Here is a 15,951-nt window from a genome sequence, read left to right on the forward strand (position 1 = left end):
GGTGTCCTGGCGCGTGGCATGACGCCCCCGAGCTCAGGCGCGAGGCGCCGCGTCGGCCTTCCGCCACTGGATGTCGATGTTCTTCACCCAGGCCTCGCCCCGGCCATCTCCGCGGTCCTCGGCGTGGAAGCTGAGCTCACCCGCCTCCGCCTCGAAGACGTACTGCTTCGACTGGGCCTGCTCCGCATGGACGTCGAAGGTGGCGAGCACCCGGTCCGACTGCTTCACCACGAGCTGTCCGCACCACGCGTGGGCATGCGCCTCCAGCGTGACGGTCCCGGGGCGGGCGAGCGAGAACGTCGCTGACTCGTGGGCCCCCGCGAGCACGAAGAGCATCTCCTCGCGCTGCGTGTACGTCCCGCTGATGCGTCGAGGAGGGTTCGGCTTGCGCAGCAGCGAGAGACAGTCGAGCGCCGGGTTGCCGCCCCACTCAATCACCTTCTGGAACGAGACGGTCAGCCCCTCCTTGTGCGCGTAGTGCGCGAAGAGCTCCTTGCTCATGAAGTTGCGGATGTTGGGGTTGTCCATCCACCGGCCGCCGGGGTTGCTCGTGTAGTTCGAGTGGTGGATGAACGCGTGGGCGCCCGGCTCCAGGATGCGGAAGAACTCCCGCAGGTAGTTTCGGACCACGTCGCTGTCGAAGTGGACCATGGCGTCGAAACAGTAGACGAGCGTCACCGAGTCATCGCGCAGCGCGGAGAGCGAGGAGCCGTCGTTGACGACATAGCGGACGTGGGAGTCCCTCCCCTTGAAGCGATGGCGACAGAAGTCGATGTTCTCCTTGTTGATGTCCACCACGTGGAGGCTGCGCGCCAGGGGCAGCAGGAACTCCGTGTTCCGACCGTGGCCGGCCGCGAGGTCGACGATGGAGGAGAACTCACACTCGCCGATGACGGGCCAGATGAGGTTCTTCCACGCGTCGGGCATGAAGCGCTCGACCTCTTCGTAGTACGCGTGCTCCTTCCAATCGTCCCCCACCTCTTTCGCCAGGCCAGCGACTCCCTTGCTCGTCATCGGACCGTGTCTCCTGGTTCTTGGTGCGGCGGGAGCAGACTCAATCCCATCGAGCGCGGCAAGGGAACTCGGTGACTTCAGCGTCGTGTAGGGTTGGGTGTCATGCCGAGGGATTGCCGACCTGGGACCTCCCTCACGGGGCAGCGGGGGCGGGGGGCGGCTCTCGCCAGAGTGGGAGGACCACGCGGCTTCCGCCGAGCCAGGAGATGTCGAGCGGGACCTTCGCGTCGGCGATGGATTCATCGCTGACGTCCTTGCCCGTGCCGAGGTTGAGCTGGGATTGGGCGTGTTTGTTGATGGCGAGGACGATGACCAACTGGCTGCCGGTCTCGAGCTTCCGGCTGGTCATCCTGCCGCTCTGGAACGAGAGGCTCTGCTTCTTCCCAGGCACGAGCAGTCGCCGCCGGGTGCGGTCGCCGACGTGGCTGGCGCGGTTCAGCAGATAGGACAGGTAGACATACTCGCCCTTCGCCGTGCGCTCGTAGAGCACCACGCTGAAGTCGAAGTCCTTCTTGTTGCTGATGAAGTCGAGCCGCCCGGAGAACAGGCCGCTCAGCTCCACGGGCGCGGGGAGGGGCTCGCTGACGAACGCGAAGCCATTGTGCGCGGCCACCGTGGTGTCGACGATGTTCCAGGGCTCGTAGTGTCCACCGGGGGAGCGCTCCTTGAAGTCCACGCGCTGGCGCAGCGCCGTGCCTGGAGCGGGAGGCCGGGCGGTGAGCAGGTGCGTGTCCCCCGACGCCGCCGGCGCCAGGTACAGCGTGAGCGAGTCATTGCTCACGCCGCCCAGGTCATGCGCGTGCCTCCACGTGTTGGCCCCCATCACCTGGTAGTTGATGCGGTCCTCGAGCAGCGCGGGCCGGGGGCCCTTGCGGAGCACGTGGTCCATCCACTGGTAGCGCAGCGCCTCCACGTCGAGCCGGGCGACGGGGTCGATGCGGTAGCCGCGCAGCTCGTCGCTGGAGACGTGCTGTCCGCCGACGTGGTCATACGGCCCGATGACGAAGGTGTGGTTCGCCTCCTTCGCGTACTTCAGGTGCTCGGTGAGGTAGTACATCGCGCTCAAGGAGCAGCCGTCGTAGTAGCCCGTCGTGGTGAGGACGGGGATGCGGACGCGGGCGAACTCGTCGCGGTAGGGAATCATCTTCCGCCAGTAGGCGTCGTAGGTCGGGTGCTTCAGCCAGCGCTGGAAGAAGGGGTTGGGGCGACCGTCCAGCTTCTCCATCGCGCGGTAGGGCTCGCCGCTCGTGTACCAGCGCTCGTCGAGTGCGTCCCAGCGGGCGCGGTCGAAGTAGTCCGCGTCCGCCAGGCCCTTGTCGAGCGTGACGTAGCGGGGCCACTTGTAGAAGAAGTTCTGGAAGACGTTGCCCTGCATGGGCACGTCGATGCCCGGGGCGACGGGGACCGAAGGCATGATGGTCTTGAGCGCCGGGTGTCCTCGCTTGGCCGCGGACCACTGGGTGAAGCCCTCGTAGCTGCCGCCGAACATGCCGACCTGTCCATCGCTCCACGGCTGGCGGCTCACCCAGTCGATGACGGCGATGGCGTCAGCGCCGTCGTGCTCGAAGGGAACGGGCTCCTGGGGGCTGTTGCGCTTGCCGCGGGAGTTCGCCGTCACGCCCGCGTAGCCATGGGCCGCCGAGCGCACGGCATCGCTCAGGTTGAACGCGTTGACGTAGATGGTGAGCGACATCACGGTGGGCAGGCGGTCGGTGGCCTTGCGAGGGCGCACCACGATGACGGACACGGAGGCCCCGTCGGGCGTGGGTACCAGCACGTCCTTCTCGATGACGTAGCGGCGGGCATCGTCCTCGGCCCACAAGCGCTCCGACTCCGCGAGCAGCGCCTGATAGGCCCGGTGCACCTGATAGAGGCGCACCAGGTCCAGGGCCTGGGGCTGCGTGACGCGTCCGGACTTCCGAGCGCCCTCGACGGCCGTCTCCAGGTCCGTCCGGGCCCGCTCCAGGTCGAAGCGGAACATGCCTGTCGCCTGCTGGGCCGTCCGGTCATCGAGGGCGCCAAAGGACTCCTGGAACGCCGCGCGGAGGGCCTTCGCGTAAGGCGTCCCGTGCGTGGCCTGCTCGAGCCGGGCCTTCGCGTGGATTTCGTACTGGAGGAAGGTGGTGCCCTTCAGGGGCACATTCGTCTCGCGCAGGGGCCGGAGGGCCTGGATGGAGGCGACGGCGCCGCCGAAGTCCCCTGTCGTGAGCTGGAGCCGGAACAGGTGGCCCAGACGCGTGCCCGGGTCCTGCTCCTGGTACGTGGCCATCACCTCGCGCGCGAGCGCTGGAAGGGCGCGGTCCAACTCCTCGGTGGTGGTGGAGGCCGGCGCGGCGAAGTCGCGCGGTTGGGCGTGGACGAGCGTGGAGACGAGGAGGGAGAGACAGAGCAGATGGCGCATGAGGCCTCGGCGAAGTGCCGTGGACCATACTCCCCGTCCTGTCCTTCACCACACGTCAAAGCCAAGGGTGTCCCCTTGGCCGAGACATGGCACCGGATGGCTGGGCGGTGCGCTCAACACGACCAATAGTTGTTGGGAGCCGGGGGGCACTGGCAGATGCTCGACCCGCCCCCTCTCCAGCCGCAGATGGTGGTGCGTCCAGCGGTACACGGCTGTCCTTGAAGGTCATCGCAGATGCCAATGAGCTCCGAGGCGTTCGACTGGGTGGGCGTGGAGCCTTCGAGTTCTTCAGGTGAAGCGGCTCCACCACAGGCAAGACCCAGGACGGACATACAGGCAACCACGAGCATGCGAAGGCGCACGGGAGAGACCTCCTTCAGCGAGTGGGACAGGACCGCGATTGCCATTATTGCATGAATTCTGGCTTTGTCTTGATTCGTCCGGACTTGAGGCCTGGCTTCTGGGGAAGTGGGGGACACGGTAGGGTGGCGTGCGATGAAACTTTCGTCTGTCGTTGGGTGCTTCTTGTTCCTGGGGCTCTCCGCGTGTCGGTATTCCGCGTGGGTTCCAACCTTGCCCGCCAGTCATGGGTACTTGTCCTCCGCCCTGGCCCACCATCAGCGGGGAGGCGTCGCGGCGCCGCAGGCCCATGCGGGCGACCCGATGGCGAAGCGCAGCACGGAGCCGCTGGCCGTCGTGTCGCTCGCGGAGGCCCCAGGTGTCCTGGCGGAGGCCGCGCGGGTCCTCGCGGGGAAGCCCACGGAGGCGGAGGTCCAGCAGGCCCTCAAGGATATCTCCGCCACCTGCAGCCAGACCGGGCTGCCCGAGGCGTGTGCCTACCTGCGCGACCACTTCGAGCCGCCCCTTCGATACGCGGGACGGCCGTCCGAGTTCCCCGAAGAGGTTTATCGAGAGGGGACCGTGGTCATGGTCGTGCTCGAATTCATCCTCGGAACGGATGGCCGTCCTCGGAACCTCCAGGTGGTGGAGGGCTCGACGAAGGAGCTCACGGGCCTCGTGTTGGGGGCCGTGGCGGGCTTCCGCTACCATCCCGCGACCTTCGCGGGACACCCCATCGAGATTCACTACGCCCTGTCCGCCAGCTCCTACTCCCAGGACATGAAGCTCACGCCTCAACAGGAGCTGGCGTGGTCGCAGGTCCGCGTCAAGACCTTCCCCAAGAGCCTCCACGCCTGGTTGCACCTGTCGCGCGTGCTGGCGCGAGACAATGCCAAGGCCCCTGGCTACGAGCAGGCCTTGCGTGAGCTGAACTTCCTCAGCCCCAGCTACTGGTGGAGCGCGACCGAGCTCGCCTGGCTGTATGCGGATGCGGGGCGCTACGAAGAGGCCGCGCCGCTCGCGCTCAAGGGCCGTCGTGCGGCCCCCGAGAACGCCTATGCCTTGGAGACCTCGGCCCGGGTGGCGTTCCATCAGAACCGCTGCCAGGAGGCCGTCGAGGAGCAGCGGCTGGCGCTCACGAAGCTCCCCGAGGAGTGGCCTCGTGAAGAGCGGGAGCGCTTCGAGCGCACACTCGCCGACTACCAGCGACAGTGCGCGGCGCCTCCCCCCGTGCCTGTTGCTCCGAGCCCCTGACGCCTCGAGCGAGGTGCCGAGACACTCCCACCTCCCCCAGGGGACTCCTTGAGAGGCCATGGCGGGCTCCCTAGCTTCCGTCCCTGGCCAGTCTGGGAGGGGCGGACATGCGAGTCAGGATGGGGTGTGCCTGGGTCCTGTGGGGGCTGGCGACGGGCTGTGGTGTCGCTCTGGACGAGACGCCTCGGGAGGTGACCGCCCAAGCCTGTCCTCCGGGCGTGGCGTCGCGAGTGCGCATCGTCAACTTCCCGAGCCTCGCGCCCCAGGGCCACGTGGAGGGCCTCACCGATGTCCGGGGGACGCTCTACTTCACCGTCACCCCGGTCTGGGTCGGCGGCACCGTGCTGTGGCGGAGTGACGGCACCGAAGCGGGAACAGTCCCCGTGCGGTCCTTCCCGTCCGCCGTCTACGCGGAGGGCGAGCCGGTGGCCGTGGGCTCCACGCTCTTCTTCCAGGTGTTCGACCAGGTCACCGGGATGGTGGAGCTCTGGGCCAGTGATGGGACGGACGGAGGGACCCGGTTCATCCGGGCCTTCACTCCGGATTTCTCAGGCCCCGCCCTGCGAGGCGTCACCGCCCTCGACGACAAGCGGATGGTCTTCTTCCACCAGACGCCGATGCGAGCCACCGAGGTGTGGAGCTCGGACGGGACTCGCGCGGGCACGGTGCTGCTGGCGACCCTCACGGATGTCCTCGACCTGGCCTACGAGCAGACCTTGAAGGTCGACGAGGTCCTGCTCTTCTTCCGGGCTCAGCGCGGGGCCACGACGCTGTGGCGCACCGACGGCTCGCGCGTGGGGACGGAGGCTTTCAAGAAGCTGGACTCGGAGGTGGTGCACGTCGCGCAGGTGGGCCGGGCCGGGGACACGGGCTTGTTCATCCTGCGAGATGGCGCGAATCACGAGGTCTGGAAGACGGACGGCACGACGGATGGAACGCTCCGGCTGGACACGTTCGGGGAGACGGTCCGGCTCCTGGGAGGACTGGGCTCCAAGGTCTACGTGGCCCAGTCGTCGCGAATCTACAGCCTCCTGCTGAGTGGAGGAGGACGGACGCTCGTCACCACCTTGCCTCGCGACAACGAGGGCCAGCACCACTGGGTCCAGCGGTCCGTGCCCTCCGGGGACTCGCTCTACTTCGCGGCGGCGCTCGAGGGCCAGAGTCCGAGGCCGGACGACGTGCGGCTCTGGGTCACGAATGGAACGGCCCGAGGCACCCGCGAGCTCTTCCGCTCCCTGCAGCGCGATGACATGTCCTACTCCCCCGTGGTCGCCACGGGCACCGGCGCCGTCCTCTTCCTCGGCTCACGCGCGGGCGCGCCGCTCTACCCCTGGTTCACGCAAGGCACCGCCGCGACGACCGGACAGCTGGCGAGTGTCGATGTCCCCGTGGTGCAGGGGCTCGGGCCGGACCCGTTCGTGCGCTCGGGCGGGCGCGTGTTCTTCCCCGCTTCGGATGACACGGGGCTGGAGCAGCTCTGGTCCGTCCCCGTTCCCTTCACCTGTCCCCCTGGCGTGCGCGAGTCGCGGTAGCCGTGGCGTGGGGCGGCGCTACGGCTTCTTCTCACGCAGCACGCGGAGCACCTCGCGCGCGGTGTCGGCGGAGGAGGCCGGGTTCTGTCCCGTGACGAGTCGCCCGTCGCTCACGGTGAAGCTGCCCCACAAGGGGCCGGATTCGTAGCGGGCGCCCTGCTCGCGCAGGCGCGTCTCCAGCGCGAAGGGGACGATGGCATCGAACTTCGCCGCCTTCTCCTCCGCGTTGCTGAAGGCCGCCACGCGCTTGCCGTTCACCAGGGGCTTGCCCTCCGGCCCCTTCACTCCGACGAGCGCCGCGGGCCCATGGCAGACCGCCGCCACCACCGCGCCCCGGGCGTACCCGGAGGACAGGAGCCGGTGGGTGGGCTCATGCGTCGCCAGGTCCCACATCACGCCGTGGCCACCGACGACGAAGTACGCATCGTAGGTGTCCTTCACCTGCGCGAGCGTGAGCGTGTTCGCCAGCTTCCGCTTCGCCTGGGCATCGGCGAGGAAGGCCCGCGTCGCCGCCGAGGACTCCTTCTCGCTGCGAGGGTCCACCGGCGGCGTACCGCCCCGAGGCGAGGCGATGTCCACCTGGGCGCCCGCCTGGGCGAACTGCGCGTAGGGCGCGGCGAGCTCCTCCAGCCAGAAACCCGTCTTCTCCCCGGTGTCCCCGAACTGCGAGTGGCTGGTGACAATCAGCAGAATCTTCACGGCGGTCACGGCTTCCATGGCGTGGCTCCTCGGGCCCGCTCGAAGGGCCCACGCCGCCAGGGATATACGCCGGGCTCTCACCAGAAAACCGAGAGTGTCTTCACTGACACTCAAGCCCTGCTTGGCAATGCCTATCCCACCAGCACCCAGCCGAGCACCACGAGACCGATGGCCATCGCGATGCCGACGAGGAGCATGCGGCGGGGGCCCTCCGTCGGGCTGTCGTCGGGGTCCTGCGCCATCTCCTCGGTGTACGCGATGGTCGGCGAGTCCGTCGGCGCCGTGAGCAGGGTCGTGTCGTAGGAGGCGTTGCGGAATCCCTCTCCGTGTCGGGCAAGGAAGACCTCAATCACGGAGGCCTCCGCCAATCGCGCGGGGTCCGTCCAGAGCGTGCCGCCGGGGTCCACGTCGTCGCCGTCCCGGCAGACCTCGACGGTGAAGGAGACCGGGGTGGCATGCAGGGAGGGAGCACCTCGGAACACCCGCGCGATTCGGCCCGTCACCACGGCCTCGCCCGGCGTGACGGGGGGCAGCTCGACGTGGTCCACCGCGACCTGCACATGCAGCTCCGCGTCCAGCGCGGAGCGGGCGTACTCATGGGGAGGAAGGGCCATCCCTCCAGCCTAATCCGGCGCTACTCCTCCGTCTCCGGGGTGGCCGAGAACGTGCCATCCGGCTGGAGCACACGCGTCCGCCGCGTCTTCTGGGAGGAGATTCGGATGCTGCCATCCGGTCGCAGGAGGTACAGGTCATCCCGCTCCGCATGGAACACCGTCAGGAGGTCCAGGAAGGGGTAGAGCATCATCGTGGCCAGCTCCGTCTCCAAGGGACCCTGGAAGAGCACGTGGCTGTGGACGCTCCCCGTGGTGCGCTTCTCCCCCTCCCGCACGAGCTCGACGGTGATGACACCCGTGTGGAGCTTCTCCTGCTGAAGGATGCTCCTGCCGTCGCTGGAGAAGCGGATGCGGAGGTCTCCGCCGAAGTACAGCCGGTCCTGCTCATGGGTTCCTTGGAGGGTGTAGACGGTGAGCTCGCCCGAGTCCTCACGGAGGACCACGGGGTTCACGGTCTCTCGGCCAAACGACTCCTCCGCGATTCGCCGCGCGGTCACCCCGGCGCGAGCAGGGCCACTGAAGTCGGTGGGGAGTGACTCCACGGGGACCCGCTCCATCCACTGGGGCGTCTCCAACGGCGCCTTCCAGGCGACGGCTGGGATGAAGTTCCCGGTCTCATCCAGCTTCCCGAAGAGGCCATACCAGGCCCCTTCATGAGACACGGTGAGGTTCATCTGCATCCGGGCCGGGTCCACCACCACGTCCTTGGCGCCCAGGAGCGCATCCGTGGCGGCGATGGCCGCGTACTCCGAGGCCACGATGGCATAGGCGCGAGCCTGGACTCGCCGCAGCTCCGCGTCGTCGACGGAGGCGGTCGGTGACGCGGAGGTCTGGGTTGCACTGGGAGCAGGTTGCCGTGAGTGAGCGCCACATCCCACGGTGGAGATGATGAGCGCCCCGAAGACGAACATGCGCATGCGAAGCCTCGTGCCACGAAGAGGAGGCTCGCCAGTGTGCGGGAGTCACCCGCCGCTGTCATCGCGCCCGAGGCGTCGTGATGAAATGATGATGAGCGCCCGGGTGTCGCCGCGTCAGCGGTGCTCGTTCAGGAACTCGTCAATCATCACGGCGGTGAGTGTCGGCACCTGGCTTCCCGGCTTGTGCCCGGCGGACTCCGCCGCGCCCAGATAGGAGCCGTGCACCGCGCCTGGGAATATCGCCAGCTGTGCATGAGGAAAGAGCCGCAGCAGCTCGACCGAGTGCTCCGGCCGGACGACGTCTCCGTCGGCGGTCATGATGAGCGTGGGCACGGTGACCTTCCGCAGCGCTTCCGAGTCCAGGTCCTTGAACCCCATCATCATGGTGACTGTCTTTCGGAACAGGACCTGGAGTCCCTCGGGGTTGGAGGACGCCTGGAGGTAGCCGTCGCGCAGCGCCGCTGGCATCACGTCCAGCGTCGCGCGAGGGAAGCCCTCCCACATGTATGAATAACACCCGTCGCGCGTGGAGTGCGTCGACGCCAGGATGAGCGAGTGGACGAGCTGGGGATGTCTCATCGCCAGCTGCATGGCGACGACTCCGCCGCTGCTGAAGCCCAGGATGTCCGCGTCCGGGATATCGAGCTGCCGGAGCAGGGCCGCCGTGTCGTCCGCCATCTGCTCGAGGGACAGCGGGCGGTCGATGTCGGCCGTGTGTCCATGGGCCTGCTGCTCCACGCCGATGACCCGGCGGCTCCGGGCCACCAGCGGGAGCAGCTTCCCGAACGTGGTGTGAATCGTCGACCCGCCTCCGTGGAGGAGGACCAGCGGACGGCCCGAGGGAGGGCCGTGCGCCTCGTAGTACATGCGGAGCCCATGGACCTGGGCATAGGCGCCACGGGGGGAGGCAGCGCCGCCTGGGGTCTGGGCGGACGTTGCGGCGCATCCAGCGGTGATGATCGTCATCAGGGCCCCCAGGAGGATTCGTGATGTGAGGTTCGAGTTCATGCTCAGGTCTCCGGATCCGGGTCGGCGCAGCGACCGCTCGAGCCGCATGCCTCGGAGCTGAAGTAGCCGTTGACGCGGAACGGCACCCCCAGCTCCCGACACACCTCGGCGATGACCTCCGGGGTGTAGAAGTAGTTGTGGAGGTGGGACACGAGCCCGCTGTCGTCGAACGTGAGCCGCGTGACGGCGCGCACCGCCTCGCCGTCGTCGTGGGCGTACCAGGAGAGCAGCAGCGGCTCGCCGCGATGGAGCCGGACCTCGGCCCGGGGCGGTGTCGGAAGAGCGCCGTGCCGGTAGCGCAGCTCGACGCCGCAGGAGAGGGTGAGGTCGGCGAGCACGCGGCTGCCGAACAGCATCCCGGGGAGCACGCGCTTGCGAGCGACCTCGCGGCCATAGCCCGTCGACGCGCCAACGACCTCGATGGTGGCGGAGTCGAGGAGCATCGCCGCGAGCCGGTCGATGTCCCGCGCATTGAAGGCTTCACAGAAGGCATCGAGCTTCCCGGGCGCCACCATGAGTCCCTCCTTCAGCTCAGAGGTGTCGACCAGCTTCGTCCGCCCGCGATGCAGCGCGGCCTTGATGGCGCCCACGGTCGTGGACAGCGCCTCGGAGATCTCCTCGAGCGTCAGGTCGAAGACGTCCTTGAGGACCACCGCCGCGCGCTCCTGCGGGGAGAGTCGGGTGACCAGCGTCCCCATCGCCTCACGCGGGGCTCGCGCCTCGGGGGAGGTGGCGGACTCCGGCACGGCGCCCGGCGTGTCGCGCCTGCGCCGGAGCTGGTCGACCCAGAGGTTCGACGCGACGCGGAACAGCCACGCACGGGGATGGGGAGGTGGCTCGATGAGTCGTGCGAGGGTGGCGAACGCCCGCGCCAGGGCCTCCTGGGCCAGGTCCTCCGCGTCCCACGGGGAGCCCGTGAGGTGGCGGCAGTAGCGGTACAGCTCCGGGCGCAGCGGCTCGTAGACGTCGAGGAAGCCGCGCCACGAGCCGCGCACGGACTGGGTGAGTCCTGGAATGGGGTCGGTCATATGCCGGGAAACGCAGAGGGCCCGTCAAAGGATACGGCCCCCCTGTCTTCCTCCGCCCGTTTTCCAGGCGGGCCCTCCGGGGCTCAGCAACCTTGTATACTTCGCAAGCCGTACGAACCCAGGACAAGGAGCAGTCCATGCGAGCCAAGGGATTTTTGGGCCTGATGACGGTGCTGACGCTGGCGGGCTGTGGAGGCGCCCCGGAGGCAACACCGGAGGAGCCCCTGGGCGAGACGACGCAGGGACTCGCGTGCCGTCACCCGGATGACTGGTGTCCCGGCAGCACGCAGTGCATCGACGGCATGTGCTGGGACTGTGAGCTGCAGCCGCACCGCTGTCCGTAGTCGCGGTTCGCTTCCGCGCCGGCCGGGGCTCGTAGTCCCGGCCCGTCGCGATCATCGCTCCGTCGCGGCTCGGGCGGGATGAATGGAAAAGATGGACATTCTTGCTCGAACGACTCCCAAGGCACCTGGACTCGAGGTCGCAACGTCATCGAAGTCCGCGGCACTCGACGACGGCTGGGCGCTGGTGGGACTCGTGGCGCTCACGCTGCTTCTGCACGTGAGCATCATCGACCAGCCGCCCACGTCCTATGTCTTCGACGAGGCACACTACGTGCCGGCGGCGAAGTGTCTTCTCGACGGGACGGTCTGCAACGAGGAACACCCACCGCTCGCCAAGGTGCTCATCGCACTCAGCATCCAGCTGTTCGGTGACCGTGGCTTCGGCTGGCGCCTGTCTTCCGTCCTCGCGGGCAGCTTCACGCTCGCGCTGGTCTACCTGCTCACACGGAGGTTCACCGACGGCAGGGTCGCGCTCCTGGCGGCCTTCCTGCTCGGGTTCGAGAACCTCTGGTTCGTCCACTCCTCCATCGCCATGCTCGACATCCCGGCGATCTTCTTCGCGGTCCTGGGAGTCTACTGGTTCACGGGACAGAGGTGGTGGCTCGCCGGAGTCGCGCTCGGCCTCGGCATGCTGGCCAAGGGCGTCGTGGCGATGGTCTTCCTCGCGCTGGTCCTCTACGTCTGGGTCAGTCAGGAGCGGTGGCGCTCCAAGGCCGCGCTCGCAGCCGCGACACGGGCCGGCTTGCGCATCGGCATTCCCGCGGCACTGACCTTTCTCGTGGGGCTGGGCCTCTACGACCTCGTGTATCAGGCCTTTCCCAGTCCGCTGCACCACCTCGCGAGCATGGCCCGCTATCACCAGACCCTGGGCTCACCCGGAATCGGCGACAGCGTGCATCCGCTTCGTTGGTTCTCGGGGTTTCCGAATTCGCCGTACTTCGTCACGTCCATCCGGGCCGAAGACGGCAGCATTCCCCGGGATGTCTTGCAGTACATGGACCAGCCCAATCTGGTCATCCTGCTGTTCAGCTGGCTCGCCATCCCGCTCGTCTGGCCAGACATCCGGACGAGACAGCCGCTGGCGCTCCTCACCTTGCTGCTGGTGGGGGTCCCCTATCTGCTGTTCATCCTGGTCGCTCACGTGCGCGTCACGTATCCGTTCTACATGCTGTTGTTGATACCCAGCCAATGCATCCTGTCGGCGCTGGCACTTTCGAAGCTGCCACGGGGGGCCCTGCTGACATTCTGTGTCGGTGTCCTGGCGTGGTTCTTCTATGGGTTCCCACGCAATCCGCTGGCCCTCTGGGGATAGGTCTCCGCGACGGCGGCGGCGCCCCTCTCCTTGATTTCCAGGGTTGTTCATGACAGCGTGTCAACAGGAGAACATATGAAGCCATTGGCTGGTGTCTTGTCTGTGCTTGCGGTCGTTGCGCTCTTCGTGAAGGGGTTCGATTCGAACGGTGTGATGTCGACGGCCGAGGCGGCGGAGCCCGCGACCGCCAAGACGGCGGTGGTGAAGAAGACGACGACGAATACAAAGACAGTCGTGGCGCCGAAGACGGTGACGACCAAGCAGGCGACGGTCACCAAGACGGTCGTGAAGTAGCGAGACGCAGCTCACGGCGTCGAGGCGGACTCCGCTGGAGTGCGCTAGAGGCTGACGTGGAACGTCGTGGTGGCTCGGCCCTCGTCATGGTCGGCGAGGGTCAGCCGCGCGGTGGGGGCTCCACCGTGCTGGAAGGCATACGTGAGCAGTCCTCGGGCGAAGTGGGGCGGGTCCGCCTGTCGGCGCGGGTGGCGCTCGAACTCTCGCACGGGGTGCAGCCGCAGCTCCCAGCCGCCTTCGTCGCCCTGGGGCCGCAGGGTGACGTCGAGGAAGTTGTTCGTCGAGCGCAGGGTGCGTGACAGGCGCAGCAGCATCTGCTCCGTGCCGACGACCTGGGCGAAGCCCTGGAGCACCGTGCCCATGCGCGCCTGGATGAAGTGCTCGCCGAAGCGGCGGCCCAGCTCATGCTCCGCCTCCTCCCGCTCCAGGTGGGGGTGAGTGCTGCCCGCCAGCAGGCGGATGACCGCGGGCCACACGGAACAGGGGTAGGCCGTGTGGAGGGGCACACCGGCGAAGATGCCCTGCCGCTCCAGGGCCTTGCCCGTGAAGGGCAGCAGCGGCCTGGCCGAGGCCAGCAGGGTCTCCAGCGCGTATCCATACACCACGGGTTCACGGGTCGGGGCCCGCATCGTCATCGCCAACGCCATGTCCATCTCGCTTTCGAGTCGGGAGCACCTGCGTGCTCCAGTGAGGCGAGGGCAGAGTCGTCGACCCGGCTGATGGTGGCGTTGCGCCTGTGTGAAGAAGCGTTAACGACCCGGGGATGCAGCCGTCCCCTGGGTCGTCACGGGGGCTCCGCGGTGGACTCGCGGCAGCGCTCGCTGCAATCCCAGCGGGTGGATGTGTTTGTCTTCCAGGGTGAAAGGCCGGGTGTTGTCCGGAGGTCACACCCGGAGGGGGCGGGTGTTCATTGCTGGGCGCGCGGTCCGCCGCGCCGTTCGAATGAGGCGCCGCGCACCTCGGCTCCGTGCCAACAGGGGCCCTTGCTCTTGCTGGAGACCTCGCGATGAAAATCTTCATCACTGGCGCCACGGGCTTCATCGGTGGCTCGCTGGCCGTCGACCTGAAGGCTCGGGGACATGCGATTCGTGGCCTGGTTCGCGATGACGCCAAGGCCGGGAAGTTGTTGGCGCTGGGAATCGAGCCCGTGCGCGGAGACCTGAGCGACTCGGCCCTGCTGACGGCGGAGGCGCGCCGCGCGGATGGGGTCATCAACGCGGCCAGCAGCGACCATGCGGCGGCCATCGACGCATTGCTGGAGGGCGTGAAGGGGTCGGGCAAGCCGCTGCTGCACACCAGCGGCTCCAGCGTCATCGGGGACGATGCGAAGGGCGACTCCCTGTCGCCCCACATCTTCGACGAGGACACCCCCTTCGTCGTCGAGCCCGACAAGCAGGCGCGGTTCGCCCTCGACAACCGGGTGCGTGCCGTGCCGGGCGCGCGCGGGGTCGTCCTGTGCAACACGATGATCTACGGCACGGGCAGGGGGCTGAGCCGAGACAGCGTGCAGATTCCTCCGCTCGTGGCGCAGGCGCGCAAGAGCGGGGTGGTGCGCATCGTCGGGAAGGGCGTCAATCGCTGGTCCAATGTCCACATCGACGACGTCGCGATGCTCTACGCGCTGGCCTTGGAGCGGGCTCCGGCGGGGGCCTTCTACTTCGTGGAGAACGGCGAGGCCTCCTACGCGGAGATTGGCGAGGCCATCGCCGCGAGGCTGGGGCTGGGCCCGGTGCGGTCGTGGACGGTGGAGGAGGCCTCGCGCGAGTGGGGCGAGGGACATGCGCGCTACTCGTTCGGCTCGAACAGCCGGGTTCGCGCCAGGCGGGCACGGCGGGAGCTGGGCTGGGCGCCGCGTCATGACTCGGTGACGCGGTGGATTCGCGAGGAGATGCCCCTGGATTGAGCGGGGCTCCAGGCGGGCTTTCCCGGTATGCTCCGGTGCATGGCATCGAGGACCAGGGCTGTCGCGAAAGCGGTATGGCTGGCCGGCCTTCTCAGCACCTCGCCGGTGGAGGCGCTTCCCGTGCAGGTGTCGTACCCCACCGACATGCCGCGGGAGGCGCTGAAAGACAGCCACGCGGTGAGCGAACTCCTGAAGCCCGTGGTCCAGGCCCTCATGGAGGGACTGGTCCACGTCTTCCGCGACAGTGGGACGCATCGGGAGCGGGCGGACACGGACCCTCCGGGTGAAGAAGCCCAGACGCGTCACGCGACCGCGACGACCTTCCGGACGGGGGCCCAGGTGCTGTTGCTGCGCCAGGGCGGCGCCGTGGATGCCTTCCTGGGGATGGACTTCCGCCGCGTGGGCGTGGCGGCGCGGGTGCTGCGCTCGACGCCGTGGGGCCGGCAGGTAGGCTCGGGCCTGACGCTCGCGGAGCTTCGAGTCTCGTATGCGCTCTACGTGTCCGAGTTCGCCCGGTTCCGGCTCGAGGCCGGCGCGGGGGCGCTTCTGGCGCCAGACAAGGAGCGCGTGGGGCCGCTGGGTGGCCTCTCGCTCGAGGCCTGCATGTGGGGGCCGCTGGACCTGGAGGCGCGGGTGTTGGCGACGCCCCTCCCGTACCAGCAGCTGGATGGGACGCTCGGGCTCGCGGCCCATGCGGGAGCCTTGGTCGCTCGCGGCGGGGTCCGCGGCATCTACCTGGACCAGGCGGGCTCGGTGGCGGCGCAGGCGCGAGAGGGCGGGCTCCTCGGGCTCTACCTCGGGCTGGGTGTGGACTTCTGAGTCTGTCGTTGCGGGATGGCTCCGTCGGAAATCTCATGTCACTGGAATGGCTACTCCAGGGAGGTATGAAATGACCGACTACAATGGAAATCCGTTGTGAGTCATACTGTCTGGACGCCCTCCGGTCGGTCCCGGCCGAGGGGTGTTCACCCAATGATAGACAAGGATGGACCCATGCGTTTCAACCAGCTGACTCGCGGCCTGGGGCTCGCGGCTGCTCTCCTGGCGGTGGCTTGCGGAGGTCCCGAGGCCGCTCCCGAGCCGCAAGAGGCCGACATGTCGCATCACGCCGAGGCGCCGCCTCCCTGTGACTCGACCTTCCAATACAACTATTACAGCGACGCGACGCTGAAGACGCTCGTGGGCATCCGGACGTGTTCCTGCGGAATCCCGCTCGGGAGGTGGGGCGTGGTGACGGCGTTCGAGAAGGTCGTCATTCCCGACACGGCTTGTGAGAACGGGTTCTGATCGTC

General features: G+C 68.0%; 16 protein-coding genes. 8 read left to right on the forward strand and 8 right to left on the reverse strand.

The window, feature by feature from the left end:
* Nucleotides 1-33: 33 nt before the first annotated feature.
* Nucleotides 34-1,014 (reverse strand): class I SAM-dependent methyltransferase, encoded by a 981-nt coding sequence (locus MYSTI_RS40685; RefSeq protein ID WP_015348051.1) that lies wholly within the window; start codon nucleotides 1,012-1,014, stop codon nucleotides 34-36.
* Nucleotides 1,015-1,147: 133 nt separating this feature from the next.
* Complete coding sequence (locus tag MYSTI_RS12175) at nucleotides 1,148-3,415, reverse strand: CocE/NonD family hydrolase (RefSeq protein ID WP_015348052.1); 2,268 nt, start codon at nucleotides 3,413-3,415, stop codon at nucleotides 1,148-1,150.
* A gap of 594 nt (nucleotides 3,416-4,009) precedes the next feature.
* On the opposite strand from MYSTI_RS12175, the gene MYSTI_RS12180 reads away from it, so the two are divergent.
* Nucleotides 4,010-5,008, forward strand: coding sequence for an energy transducer TonB (locus MYSTI_RS12180; RefSeq protein WP_169558628.1), 999 nt, complete (start codon nucleotides 4,010-4,012; stop codon nucleotides 5,006-5,008).
* Between the two features lie 107 nt (nucleotides 5,009-5,115).
* A complete protein-coding gene (locus MYSTI_RS12185) occupies nucleotides 5,116-6,540 on the forward strand; it encodes a lipoprotein (protein ID WP_015348054.1) in 1,425 nt (474 codons plus the stop codon).
* Between the two features lie 18 nt (nucleotides 6,541-6,558).
* On the opposite strand, the gene MYSTI_RS12190 is transcribed toward MYSTI_RS12185, so the two are convergent.
* From MYSTI_RS12190 to MYSTI_RS12210, 5 genes are all read right to left on the reverse strand, one after another.
* Nucleotides 6,559-7,257: a type 1 glutamine amidotransferase domain-containing protein gene (locus MYSTI_RS12190; protein ID WP_015348055.1), complete on the reverse strand. Its 699-nt coding sequence runs from the start codon at nucleotides 7,255-7,257 to the stop codon at nucleotides 6,559-6,561.
* Between the two features lie 113 nt (nucleotides 7,258-7,370).
* Nucleotides 7,371-7,853, reverse strand: coding sequence for a hypothetical protein (locus MYSTI_RS42615; RefSeq protein WP_015348056.1), 483 nt, complete (start codon nucleotides 7,851-7,853; stop codon nucleotides 7,371-7,373).
* A 20-nt stretch (nucleotides 7,854-7,873) separates the two neighbouring features.
* Nucleotides 7,874-8,770: a hypothetical protein gene (locus MYSTI_RS12200; RefSeq protein ID WP_015348057.1), complete on the reverse strand. Its 897-nt coding sequence runs from the start codon at nucleotides 8,768-8,770 to the stop codon at nucleotides 7,874-7,876.
* Nucleotides 8,771-8,884: 114 nt separating this feature from the next.
* On the reverse strand, nucleotides 8,885-9,778 hold the full coding sequence (locus MYSTI_RS12205; RefSeq protein ID WP_015348058.1) for an alpha/beta fold hydrolase: 894 nt from the start codon (nucleotides 9,776-9,778) through the stop codon (nucleotides 8,885-8,887).
* 2 nt (nucleotides 9,779-9,780) lie between these two features.
* A complete protein-coding gene (locus tag MYSTI_RS12210) occupies nucleotides 9,781-10,806 on the reverse strand; it encodes an RNA polymerase sigma factor (RefSeq protein WP_015348059.1) in 1,026 nt (341 codons plus the stop codon).
* Between the two features lie 137 nt (nucleotides 10,807-10,943).
* Here MYSTI_RS12210 and MYSTI_RS12215 point away from each other — a divergent pair, with 137 nt between their 5' ends.
* The 3 genes from MYSTI_RS12215 to MYSTI_RS12225 all read left to right on the forward strand — a co-directional run bounded on the left by MYSTI_RS12215 (nucleotide 10,944) and on the right by MYSTI_RS12225 (nucleotide 12,756).
* A complete protein-coding gene (locus tag MYSTI_RS12215) occupies nucleotides 10,944-11,150 on the forward strand; it encodes a hypothetical protein (RefSeq protein WP_015348060.1) in 207 nt (68 codons plus the stop codon).
* Between the two features lie 91 nt (nucleotides 11,151-11,241).
* On the forward strand, nucleotides 11,242-12,462 hold the full coding sequence (locus MYSTI_RS40690; RefSeq protein ID WP_015348061.1) for a glycosyltransferase family 39 protein: 1,221 nt from the start codon (nucleotides 11,242-11,244) through the stop codon (nucleotides 12,460-12,462).
* A gap of 102 nt (nucleotides 12,463-12,564) precedes the next feature.
* Entirely contained in the window at nucleotides 12,565-12,756 is a 192-nt protein-coding gene (locus MYSTI_RS12225; RefSeq protein WP_044279577.1) for a hypothetical protein, read from the forward strand.
* A 44-nt stretch (nucleotides 12,757-12,800) separates the two neighbouring features.
* On the opposite strand, the gene MYSTI_RS12230 is transcribed toward MYSTI_RS12225, so the two are convergent.
* A complete protein-coding gene (locus tag MYSTI_RS12230) occupies nucleotides 12,801-13,409 on the reverse strand; it encodes a DUF2378 family protein (RefSeq protein ID WP_044279582.1) in 609 nt (202 codons plus the stop codon).
* Nucleotides 13,410-13,762: 353 nt separating this feature from the next.
* Between MYSTI_RS12230 and MYSTI_RS12235 the strand changes: the two genes are divergently transcribed.
* From MYSTI_RS12235 to MYSTI_RS12245, 3 genes are all read left to right on the forward strand, one after another.
* Nucleotides 13,763-14,659 carry an NAD-dependent epimerase/dehydratase family protein gene (locus tag MYSTI_RS12235; protein WP_015348064.1) on the forward strand — a complete coding sequence of 299 codons (897 nt, stop codon included), beginning with the start codon at nucleotides 13,763-13,765 and terminating at the stop codon, nucleotides 14,657-14,659.
* Between the two features lie 120 nt (nucleotides 14,660-14,779).
* Nucleotides 14,780-15,478 carry a hypothetical protein gene (locus MYSTI_RS12240; protein ID WP_015348065.1) on the forward strand — a complete coding sequence of 233 codons (699 nt, stop codon included), beginning with the start codon at nucleotides 14,780-14,782 and terminating at the stop codon, nucleotides 15,476-15,478.
* A gap of 174 nt (nucleotides 15,479-15,652) precedes the next feature.
* Nucleotides 15,653-15,946 carry a DUF6289 family protein gene (locus tag MYSTI_RS12245; protein WP_015348066.1) on the forward strand — a complete coding sequence of 98 codons (294 nt, stop codon included), beginning with the start codon at nucleotides 15,653-15,655 and terminating at the stop codon, nucleotides 15,944-15,946.
* The last annotated feature ends 5 nt before the right edge of the window (nucleotides 15,947-15,951 follow it).

Source organism: Myxococcus stipitatus DSM 14675 (assembly GCF_000331735.1).
Lineage (GTDB): Bacteria > Myxococcota > Myxococcia > Myxococcales > Myxococcaceae > Myxococcus > Myxococcus stipitatus.